This window comes from Bradyrhizobium hipponense, from assembly GCF_008123965.1.
GTDB classification, from domain to species: Bacteria; Pseudomonadota; Alphaproteobacteria; order Rhizobiales; family Xanthobacteraceae; genus Bradyrhizobium; species Bradyrhizobium hipponense.
The window spans coordinates 43141-52805 of the sequence record NZ_VSTH01000027.1 but is presented as its reverse complement, the minus strand read 5'-3'; the positions used below and the strand labels follow the sequence as shown (position 1 = coordinate 52805).

Annotated in this window: 15 protein-coding genes and 1 pseudogene; 5 read left to right on the top strand and 11 right to left on the bottom strand. The window is 58.6% G+C overall.

The annotated features are described in order from the left end of the window. Positions 1–439: 439 nt before the first annotated feature. The 3 genes from FXV83_RS09615 to FXV83_RS09605 all read right to left on the bottom strand — a co-directional run bounded on the left by FXV83_RS09615 (position 440) and on the right by FXV83_RS09605 (position 4271). On the bottom strand, positions 440–2458 hold the full coding sequence (locus FXV83_RS09615) for an adenylate/guanylate cyclase domain-containing protein (RefSeq protein WP_235939355.1): 2019 nt from the start codon (positions 2456–2458) through the stop codon (positions 440–442). A gap of 1357 nt (positions 2459–3815) precedes the next feature. Further along, positions 3816–4025, bottom strand: coding sequence for a PRC-barrel domain-containing protein (locus tag FXV83_RS09610; protein WP_148738941.1), 210 nt, complete (start codon positions 4023–4025; stop codon positions 3816–3818). 45 nt (positions 4026–4070) lie between these two features. After that, positions 4071–4271 (bottom strand): hypothetical protein, encoded by a 201-nt coding sequence (locus tag FXV83_RS09605; protein ID WP_148738936.1) that lies wholly within the window; start codon positions 4269–4271, stop codon positions 4071–4073. A gap of 406 nt (positions 4272–4677) precedes the next feature. On the opposite strand from FXV83_RS09605, the gene FXV83_RS09600 reads away from it, so the two are divergent. Next, the gene (locus FXV83_RS09600; protein WP_148738935.1) at positions 4678–5085 is read left to right on the top strand and encodes a hypothetical protein; all 408 of its coding nucleotides are present in this window, start codon (positions 4678–4680) and stop codon (positions 5083–5085) included. Then, complete coding sequence (locus tag FXV83_RS09595; RefSeq protein WP_148738934.1) at positions 5082–5369, top strand: hypothetical protein; 288 nt, start codon at positions 5082–5084, stop codon at positions 5367–5369. Before FXV83_RS09600 ends, FXV83_RS09595 begins: the two co-directional genes overlap by 4 nt. A 252-nt stretch (positions 5370–5621) precedes the next feature. Here the strand turns inward: FXV83_RS09595 and FXV83_RS09590 are convergent, their stop codons facing one another. The 6 genes from FXV83_RS09590 to FXV83_RS09565 form a co-directional block, all read right to left on the bottom strand. Continuing rightward, positions 5622–5813 carry a hypothetical protein gene (locus tag FXV83_RS09590; RefSeq protein WP_148738933.1) on the bottom strand — a complete coding sequence of 64 codons (192 nt, stop codon included), beginning with the start codon at positions 5811–5813 and terminating at the stop codon, positions 5622–5624. Beyond that, a complete protein-coding gene (locus tag FXV83_RS09585; protein ID WP_235939354.1) occupies positions 5810–6112 on the bottom strand; it encodes a hypothetical protein in 303 nt (100 codons plus the stop codon). The genes FXV83_RS09590 and FXV83_RS09585 overlap by 4 nt, the downstream gene beginning before the upstream one ends. A gap of 11 nt (positions 6113–6123) precedes the next feature. Further along, positions 6124–6297, bottom strand: coding sequence for a hypothetical protein (locus FXV83_RS42555; RefSeq protein ID WP_187435783.1), 174 nt, complete (start codon positions 6295–6297; stop codon positions 6124–6126). A gap of 484 nt (positions 6298–6781) precedes the next feature. Beyond that, entirely contained in the window at positions 6782–6988 is a 207-nt protein-coding gene (locus tag FXV83_RS09575) for a hypothetical protein (protein ID WP_148738932.1), read from the bottom strand. A gap of 19 nt (positions 6989–7007) precedes the next feature. After that, positions 7008–7325: a PilZ domain-containing protein gene (locus FXV83_RS09570; RefSeq protein ID WP_148738931.1), complete on the bottom strand. Its 318-nt coding sequence runs from the start codon at positions 7323–7325 to the stop codon at positions 7008–7010. A gap of 30 nt (positions 7326–7355) precedes the next feature. Next, positions 7356–7664: a hypothetical protein gene (locus tag FXV83_RS09565; RefSeq protein WP_148738930.1), complete on the bottom strand. Its 309-nt coding sequence runs from the start codon at positions 7662–7664 to the stop codon at positions 7356–7358. Between the two features lie 444 nt (positions 7665–8108). Here FXV83_RS09565 and FXV83_RS44900 point away from each other — a divergent pair, with 444 nt between their 5' ends. The 3 genes from FXV83_RS44900 to FXV83_RS09555 are packed head-to-tail and all read left to right on the top strand — an operon-like array spanning position 8109 to position 8717. Beyond that, positions 8109–8243, top strand: coding sequence for a hypothetical protein (locus tag FXV83_RS44900; protein WP_283811702.1), 135 nt, complete (start codon positions 8109–8111; stop codon positions 8241–8243). Between the two features lie 26 nt (positions 8244–8269). After that, positions 8270–8452, top strand: coding sequence for a hypothetical protein (locus FXV83_RS09560; RefSeq protein ID WP_148738929.1), 183 nt, complete (start codon positions 8270–8272; stop codon positions 8450–8452). A gap of 52 nt (positions 8453–8504) precedes the next feature. After that, a complete protein-coding gene (locus FXV83_RS09555; protein WP_148738928.1) occupies positions 8505–8717 on the top strand; it encodes a hypothetical protein in 213 nt (70 codons plus the stop codon). 103 nt (positions 8718–8820) lie between these two features. Here the strand turns inward: FXV83_RS09555 and FXV83_RS09550 are convergent, their stop codons facing one another. After that, the gene (locus tag FXV83_RS09550) at positions 8821–9030 is read right to left on the bottom strand and encodes a hypothetical protein (RefSeq protein WP_148738927.1); all 210 of its coding nucleotides are present in this window, start codon (positions 9028–9030) and stop codon (positions 8821–8823) included. 196 nt (positions 9031–9226) lie between these two features. Continuing rightward, positions 9227–9502 (bottom strand): annotated as a pseudogene (locus FXV83_RS09545) (SOS response-associated peptidase family protein); the annotation flags it as partial. Between the last annotated feature and the right edge of the window lie 163 nt (positions 9503–9665).

Genomic DNA, 9665 nt, shown 5'->3' with positions numbered 1-9665 from the left:
GCAATCCCCGGAATCCGCAGTCTGATTGCCTGTTTGATGTCGTTTCTAGCCAACCGGTGATTTCAACAAATTCTATCAGACTTGAACCACTTGGGTGCGACTTCCGTTTCTGTCCCTAGCGACAGCGATCAATGTCGACTCGCACGCCAGCAATCAAGGCAACAGCGGACACATTTTGCTCAACATGAGTTCTTCGCATGTTGACCCAAATCGGAAGTCTGCCCCGACAGACCTTCTCGGGGATGGGAGGCGCTAATACGCTAATACAACGTCTCGCACGAGGTTCTCTGAAAGCAACACCCACATGCTGGAGGAATGCGCCAAACGCCGCTTACTGCCATTCTGACCGCCGATGCGGTCGGCTATAGCCGGCCCATGGAACAGGATTAGGGGGATGGCTGCGCATGAAGCGCAGCGCCTGATCAACTCAAAAAGAATTTCAGGGTTGTGACGGGACCACCGCGGCATTGCCTTGTCGCACGCGGTTCTCATCAGCTTCTTCCCGCAACCCTGCGAGCCGAAGTGCCCTTACCATCCTGTCCCTGAAGTCAGCATCGAAGCACCACATGGTATAATAGCGATCAGCTTCGCGCACGCTGATATCCGGCTTGAGCTTCATCAAGCTCGGCACTTGTGCTCGGGCTTCGTCAATCCTTCCAAGATGTGGGAGTGTGTAGACGAGGTGCAGGTGGTCTAGCCAGTTCTGCTCAGCGTAGGATCTTTGGAACACCTCAAGAGCCTTGGCGTACTCCCCCTTCCGATAGTAGTCCTTTCCGACTACCCACCACCACCAGGACGGCGCCGCCGGCCCTGCAAGTGCGATGGCCTTTTCCGCAAGCTGGCGCCCGTAATCCCAGTCTCCGGCATAAGCCAGAAGGTTCCCTATTAGGCCGAGGGCGCTTGCATCATTCGGATTGATAGCCAGCACACGGTCAGCTTCAACCCGCATTCTCTGGGTCTGGCAGGTGGCGGCGTAGGCCGAGAAAAGTGCGAAATGCGCCGCGGCGTTTTCAGGTGCAAGTTCTACAGCACGATTGCCTGCCTCCAGGAGGCGGGGAACGAGATCGACACGCTTGTCAACGTCGTCGAGCCCAGTGCCCCAACTGCGCTGTATGTACAGAATGCGCGTCAAGATCGCCCACGCCTCGGCATAGGTGGGATCGCGTGTTACAGTGGCCTCCAAACATGCACGGGCCCGTCGCATTGGCCCTGCGGCACTCTGCGCCGCACTTGCCTGATAGCCTTGAAGGACGCACTCGTAAGATGAAAGCTCAGTGGCTGGCTTCGCACGCGCCCGTTCCAGCTCTGCTTTTGCGATCGCACCGGTCCGAATGTCGCCGATTGCAGCGCCGATATGATGTGCGATGTCGTTCTGCAGGCCGAGAAGGCTTGCCGATGTCGCCGCCCGCTCGTAGGTCTGTGCCCAAACGTGGGTCCCGGTGCGGGCGTCGATGAGCTGCGCGGTGACGCTGATCTGATCGGGGGTACGCCTGAAGCTGCCTTCGATGACATATTGCGCCTGGAGCTGACGGCCCAGCTCTTGCATTTCGATGGCCTTCTTCTTGTAGGCGAAGGTGGTGTTGCGAGCCAGCACCCGCAGCTGATCGAAGCGGCTGAGACCAGTGATGAGCTCTTCGCTGAGGCCATCCGAGAAGAATTCCTGGCTTGGATCGCCAGACAGATTGTCGAATGGCAACACCGCGATGGCGGGGCCCCTCGACTGGTTCGCCGCCTCTAACCGAGGAGGTGCCTGCGAACGCTTGGTCACTTGCCAAGCGCCAATGCCGGCGAGCGCAACCACAACCGGCAGCAACATAAGCCAGCGGAGCGATTTCGTTGAGAAGGTCCGGGTGAGGAGCTGTCCCAACCACGGCGCGAGCCCGTTATTGCGCGAGTCCTCTGACGCCATATCCGGCGTGGCCGGCAATCCGGCAATTGCTCTTGGTCCGAGCGCGTAGATGCGAACCGGACGCGCGATGTTTTTGAGCTGATGCTCGCCGCGTTCCACGAATGGAAGCTCTAACCGACCGGCCATGTCCTCGTAAACACGGCCCGAGATGCAAATTCCCGCCGGCTCACACAGCGCCTCGAGCCGGGCCGCCACATTGACCCCATCACCGAAGATATCTTGATCGTCAACGACGATATCGCCCTGGTGCACGCCGACCCGGAATTCGATCCGCTGGTCCACCGGAATGTCGGCATTGCGCTCGGCTATCGTGCGCTGGACAGCCACGGCGGAGCCAACGGCCTCCACAGCGCTGGGGTATTCTATGAGAATTCCGTCTCCGGTCGTCTTGACGACGCGGCCGTGATACGCGGCGATGTTGGGATCGACGACTTGACGCCGAATGGCTTTAATTCTGCGAAGTGTGCCACTCTCATCCTGGCCCATCAGCCGGCTGTAGCCGACCACATCTGCCACCAGGATCGCCGCAAGCCGGCGTTGGGGGTGCATTTGATGCACTGTTGTTCTCCCCTGTCCGCGCGGAAGCGCCGACAGCGCTCTTTACCGCGAGGGGTACCGTGACCGCAGCCAGCCTAGCACCATTGGGACATGGCAGGTTAGGGAAAGTCCCTCGGTCCCCTACCAGTCGGTTAAGTGGCGAGACATGGGATGCCAGTCGCAAACCGACCGACATCCAACCGTCTGCCCCCTATCGCGCTCGTCCCAGCTCTATCTCAAGTCCCGAAAACCATCCGCGGGGCTGATCGAATGCGACCCTGGACTTCGCGTGCTTGGCCCGTTGTCCATGCGATGTCGCTTGATGGCCCAGCCCGGACTCTCGCCGCCTTCGTTGTGGCGGCGGCTACCGGGGGCAAACCGGACGCTGCTGCGCTGGTAGCATCGGGACCCGGAGGTCAACAAAATCGGCCGCGTAATGAGCGCCCGCATCCTCTCGTGCAGAATTAGGCATTTGTCCTTGCGGTTTCCCGCCCCGCAAACCCGATTTACCGCGATTTACGCAAGCGGCCCGGCCCGGAGAGCCGGCGGGCCGTCAAACGCACCAGTGACCGTTTATGGCCGAAGCCGTTGGAGGTCCGCCTGGGTCAACGTCAATTGCCCGAGGCCGGACGCCGTTGCGCCATACCGACCGACGCCATTCCTCCGCACCGTCGCCTCGCGCTCCCGGCTGTATGCCTCACGAAGCATGACAAGAAATCGCGCCCGATCGGGCCGCGAAAGCGCCCGCCAAGATCGCCACGCCTGTTCCAACTCGGTCATCGGCCATACCCTGCGGAATTCGCGAGATTAGCCGGCGCAGCAAAATCGGAAAAGGCCGCCGCCAGATACGCGAAAGGCCCGGCGTCGCGCGTCCCCGGGGGCCTCTGCCCCTCCCAAAGTACCTAGCCGCGCCCATTCCCGAATTGGGCTCGTGAACGCCGGCGGGCGGGTACTGTCCGTATTTAACCCTCAGTGTCCTAAGTTGAAATCCGGGAGGGAACGATCGGCCAGGTCATGCTTTTGTGCCCAATGGCACCAGACTATCGAACGGTTCCGGACTATCGACACCTACAGCTAATATGCGAACGACAGGCCGTGGTTACGAGCAATGAAGAGGCTCGCAGAGCGCTGGAGGACATGGCCGAGGAATACCGCAAGATGGCTGCGGTCCTTGAGCGCAAACTACAAGAACAACAACGCCACTAAGGCCGCATCAGTTGGTGGCCTCTTTCCTTACTCGATCTTGTGCTGCAACGCATAGGTCTGACGGGGGCCATCCCTTTTTGTTGCGGCGCGGCCTGATCGAGATTGGGTTCTTCATCCTGCTTGGAATGTTCTGAAAAGAGGGCCGGGCAGCGGATGCGACGGTCTAGTTCTCCGCGAACTTGATGGTTGAGACCGGCCATCTTCCATCATGGCCTTTGATCGAAATGCGAAGCCCGTGCAATTCATCCAGCCAAACGTTCTCGACCGTGCCTGCCTTTCCGTCGGTAAGGACGACGGTTTTGCCGATCAATTCTGATCTCGCCTCACCGTACTCACTCAAAATTCTTGATGCACGGACCGTGACCGATGGCATTGCTCGTCCATGTTCGGTCGACCCGTCTTTGCTGTCCAAGGCGGCTCAACGCCGAGTTTTGTCCAAGCGCTCGGCACCGGGAACGATTGAGGGTGACTGCTCCTCCAATTCGCGGAGCCGGTCGATTTGCGTTCTAAGGTTCGCCGGTGGTTCCGGCTCTGGTTTCAGCGACGCCCCTAGTCGCTTGCCAATCGCTCGAATGATGGCCCGGCTGTGTACGTAGTCGATCTCGATGCGGTTGCGCATGACGCAGCCTCCCGTTCGGTAAGAACAATCCGCCGGCAGGCTGACATCGGCCCAGTGTGCGCTCCCCCCGCAACCGATTGGGGCGCGGCTGGCGATTTTGAATGAAACCGGAGACCGCCGCTTTTGGCTATCTTGCGCGAGCGCTTGTAGAGAAAAGCGGGTCGGCGACCTTTGGCTATCCGCGACATGCGCCGTATTGGTACCGGCGAGCGGCGGTCTCATGCTTTCTCAAGTGCGGCCATGCGCTTTCGTTCCTGACCTCTGAGCGCGACGGCGATGTTTCAGTTGGACGGGAAGTGGGAACCCTACCGGAGCGCGGGAGACGTTGCTCAGTGTTCTTTCGGAATTGAAATAGCGAACCGGACCTGACCTATCAGCAGATGTCGATCACAGGAAAGGCAAAGTCATGAAACGCATCATGGCCGCGCTCGCATTACTCGCCAGCACCATCCCCGCGCACGCTGCCGAATTGCCCGAAGCCTATTTGGGCAATTGGACAAGCGACGATAACGGTGATGTCGAGATCACCGGCATCGTGATCGGCCCGCGCACCTATCATGAACCCGGCTATAACTGCGATATCCGATCGGTGCAGCAGCGCGCCGAAGCGGGCACCGTCGGGCGCGGCCCGGTGTATCTCGTCGAGATGCGATGTGCTGGCGAAGGCCCGCCGTCGCGCGGCAAGTTGGTGCGCGAAGTTTGGGCGCTGCGGAAGATGGACAATAACAACGTGCTCGCCATCGCTGGCGCGAGCGGCGCGACATTCCCGTCGATCCATCTGCTGCGCCGCCCCGGAAAGGATCAAGTGCAATGAAACGCATCATCATCGCGCTCGCGCTGCTGGCGAGCACTGCCATCGCGCAGGCGGGCTCGAACGAATGCGGCGTCGTCGTCAAAGTCGGTCAGGAATGGACAACGGTCACGGGCGATATCGGCGACTACGCCCCTGACGGTTGTCGGTTTCGGACCGCCTCGAAACTCGGGCGGCGCATTCTCGCGGTTTGCCCGAATGGGGCCGATTGCGACATCTACGTCCGGCTGGGATCACGCGGGAAAACGATCACCGCTATCGATAGCGTATCGCGGGCGGTGCCATGATCCGCGCAACTCTACTCCCCGCCGCGCATCGCGCTGTCTGAATGGATCGAGGGCAACATCAAGCTGCCGGAAGGCGTTCGGCGTTGCCCCGAGCGCTTCACCATGGGCGGAACGTCACTGTAAATCCGTAGCCGGACGACCTTGCCGTTCCTCGATGTTCTGTCGTGGATGTGGGTCACCACCTCCGCCAAATCGCGCATGTCGACCAGTGCCCGCACGCCGGGCATTTCATGTGGTGGTCGGCCTCGGTCCCTAGCGATGCCGTTGACGTCCTGACCCGGTTTCGTCGTCTGCAACGCCTATGACCTCGTACTCAAAGACGACGCCTTCGGGATCGTTCACCACGAACCACTCATCGGCAAGGTCCGAGTTCGCAAACACCCTGAGATGGTCACGGTCGCCGACCTGTTTCTTTGTATCAACGTAAATCCAGACCGTTTTCATCGATCTCGCGCCAGCTTGCGGCGTCCCCAGCGGGGTTCCTTGCGAGATAGGTTAAACTCCCGAACGTGTCCCCGGTTCAATGCTTTCATGACGCCGATCCGGGCGAACATCGTCGGGCCTCCCAGTTCGACCACCAACATCAGTGTCTCGATTGCGGCCTGCCATTCCGGCTCTGCGGCTTGCTTTTTCGGCAGCCCAGTGACGTAGGTTGCCGCGTCATGCAATGTGACCAGCGTTCGGTCGTCGGGTAACTGGATTGGATCGTCGAAAGCGCGCTGCCAGCCTCGATTGCTCATCATGCTTCGCGCTACTACGGCTCCTGCTTGTCGGCTACTTCTCGCACTGCCAGACTAAGCTCAAGCTCAGTGAGCTTTTCGATCAACTGCCCTACGATCTCCTCGCAGTCCGAATGCGTCAGTGAATGCACGCCGCGCGATGTCAGTTGGTTCTGGAGGATCGTCGCCATCATGGCTTTAACGCTCATGGGGCCACCGTCAAAAATTGATCATCAAGAAAATCAATCTGAAGTAGACGCCCAATATCGATGATGCGCAACGTCCGTACGACTACGGACAGTGCGTGGACCGCAGCGCGCAAATAGATGATGGTCTCCTTCTCCCGCACGCGTGGTCTGGCGCTACTTCTTGACCAGTATCCGCATCGTCCGCGCCATTCGCCTCACTGATCCGGCGTGACGGCCCAGTTCGGCCGCTATCTTCGATACGCCAGCTCCCGCCCGGGCGAGCTTGAATAATCGCTGCACCTCGCGCTCGGCCCATTGCTTTGGCTTTTGAGTTTTCATTGGTGCGGCCTCAACCGGCGACCACTTAACCACCGCGCCTGGGTGCCGACACTTGGGAAATTTACGGGTCGAAGTCGCCGTTGGCCCAACTGCGAGTACGGACGGCCATCGGGACTATCGGCTCGGAACGGAAGTCAGAGACGGAAGGGTCGCCATCCGAAAACTGCTACTCCGTCAGAAGGGCTATATAGATTCGGTCTAGGACGGTCGGTCTTGTGGCACCATCGAACAGCACCGTGAGGCCGGAGGTGCGAATGCTGACCTCGACAACCGTACCGGTCTTGTGGGCTAAATCTGGGAATTGAATGATCCCCAGCTCGCTCATCTTGAAACGTGTGCCGACAACAAACCTGTCGGTCTTCTGAGCGATCATGGCTTAATCCGAACTCGTCTCATTGCGAACCAACGAGACGCTTCTCCGCACTCGCCTTTCCTTTTGCCTTTCCGGTGACAAAATGAATGCCGACCTGAGACCCGTCGACCCAAATCAGCTCGCACCGCCGAAATGCCAGACCAGTGGAGGACAGAACCAGAAAGAACTCCTGCGCTTTCAGGGGGTCGGTCGAGCCCTCGACCTCAAGTTTGGCGCCACTTGCAGAGGCGTCGAGAAGAATGCAGCTTCGCCGCCATGTCCCATCGACGCCCATGATGCTGACGGTATGCTTGTGTTCAAACCGAACACGGTTCGCCGTTCGATTGTTTCCCATCATCTGCAATCCCCAATTCCAAATCATTTTCTTCTAAAATAAATGCGCTGCCTCCCTGCGCGCGGTTTCAATGCGCATATCGATCGTGGCAGACTGCGCCAGTAACGTCGCTCTCGTCGCTTCATTCAAATTGGTCTGTCCGATGATCAACCGGATGCAAACATTCGCGAGTTCAAGAAGAAAGATGGCCTGACGGGCGTCATCCGTCGCTTGAATGTCTAGAGCTTGAACTTGCGACAACAGCGCGGCGACGTTCGCCAAAATGTCAGGCAGTCTCTGGCACGAGGGACTTGTCTCAGATTTCCCTTGGTAAGGCCGCTGAAATTGCAGCACTGACGACATCGTCGCAAATCTCCTTTGCGGGTCGGCCATTATGACGTTGCTTCGTCGAAAGTGATCAAAAAGCGATGATGAAAAATACAGCTCATGGGCCACGCCGACCCTTTGTAAGAATGTCCGTGTTCAGAGTTTCACGCCGAAGCGGTTAAGAAACATTTATCCGATTGCGAGCAGCCGGTATTGATTATGCAAGTTGCATAGAGAACGCTATCGAAATTGAGCAAAGCATTGGTTCGCGGATCATCCGGCAATTTTATTGACGCATAAAGGCCCGCTCCGCCTTCGCCTCGTCCCACGGCGCAAGCATCCAAACGTCTCGCCGGTTAAGGGGTTGGTTACTGGTCACTGGCACCATTACTGTACAGGCCGCCATATGCGGCAGCGCATTCTGAAAAGAGTCTAATACTTCGACGCGCCCGGTTGGCGGTCTCTTGTAGGAGAGGCCCAATGTTTAAGGGCTTCACGGTGGTAGTTGTGGCGCTGATCAGCACAGCGCAGGTCGATCAATACCTAACCCACGGTCGGTACACCGACGCGGCCATAGCCATGCTGCGGCAAATCGGTCACGCGTTTGGATTTTAGATAGTTCTTTGCGACGGAGACGCGTGATGGAAGGCATCTCATGGGCTGATCTCAACAGGGATGAACAACGCGCCATTGCGATATTGGTAGCCGGTCTTTCCATCGAACTTTGCGACCCACTTGCTCTCCTGACCTTGAGGCGGCTCGGGCTGATCATCGGGTCCCATTTGACGGCTGCTGGAGACAATTTGCGAAGAGATGCCGTTTGAACGGTCTCGCGAGGTAAGTTTGCCGGGCGGTGATAAGGACTGGGGTTGGGGAATGCCAAACGCGATTGAACTCATCGTAGACGGTTACGTTAGCTTGAATGACCAGAGGGCTCTCGACGATTTGCGCATGCAGCGCCGGAAGCTGGCCGTAGACCTAAAGGCGCTTACCGGTTTTGATTGCCGGACAACGATCCAGCAGATCGAAGAAGATATCATCGTGATTGAGGCTGGACTGGCGCGGTTGGATGGCGCGGTGACGAGCTAGTCTCTCAAGGCGGTTCGAACATTCAAGCTGCCTACGGTCGGCCGACGACTGTTGAGCGCGAGGATGCTGTAGCGATCACCAATGGAGAACATCGGCCGCCGACCTACTCGACCTCGATCATCCGCTCCTTGGCGCGCCGCAGGCTGCGGACGTAATAGCCTTGTGCCCGAACCGCTGACTTAATCTCGTCGCTGACCTTGAGAACTCTCTTTCTGCTCTTACGCCACTTATGTGCAGAGTAAAGCACGGGTACGCCAGAGCCTGTATTTAGAACGAGCAAGTCGCGCTTGCCATTGCGATAGACATCAAACACGTCCGCCCCCGCCTGCTCAAACTGAACTAAGAATGAAATATATTTTGGTCGTCTCAATGGACGAGCTTAGTATCTTGACTGGCAGTGCGGGTTGTAAATCTGCAACGCCAGCGAATTTTGCTTCATCGCGTTCCGGATTTGGAACGAACTGAGGCAAGCCCGGAGCGCGCTAGGCATTGCTTCAGTGATGCCGTGGAGGCACGAGACGGCGGTTCTCAGGCTTCAGCCATCCGCGCCAATGCGGGGATATATCGCGGATGTTGGTGACGGGCGGGCCACCCACGCGCGCTGGCGGTGGCATGCCCCAGCGCATCAGGGTCAGGTCGGTGTCGCCCTCGGCGTTGCGGATCACGGGAGCCGGGTAGTCCGGAAAGATGCCCGGCATGGGCTGCAAGTTGTCGACATAGCGGTTGACCACGCGGAATTGCGCGATAATCGCGGCTTGGTTGGTGGTGATCGAATAGAGGTGCATATGCGTTGCGTTTCTTGCGCCGCATTGACCGGAATTAACTTGCGGGGCCGCCCCACAAAGCGCACTGTTTCAGCATCACCGCCCGACCCCTTGGCTGCTCTCGGTGACTGAGAGTGTTGCGCTCCCGGCCTAGAAAGGGGGCGCGTCATGTCCGAGCTTCCAA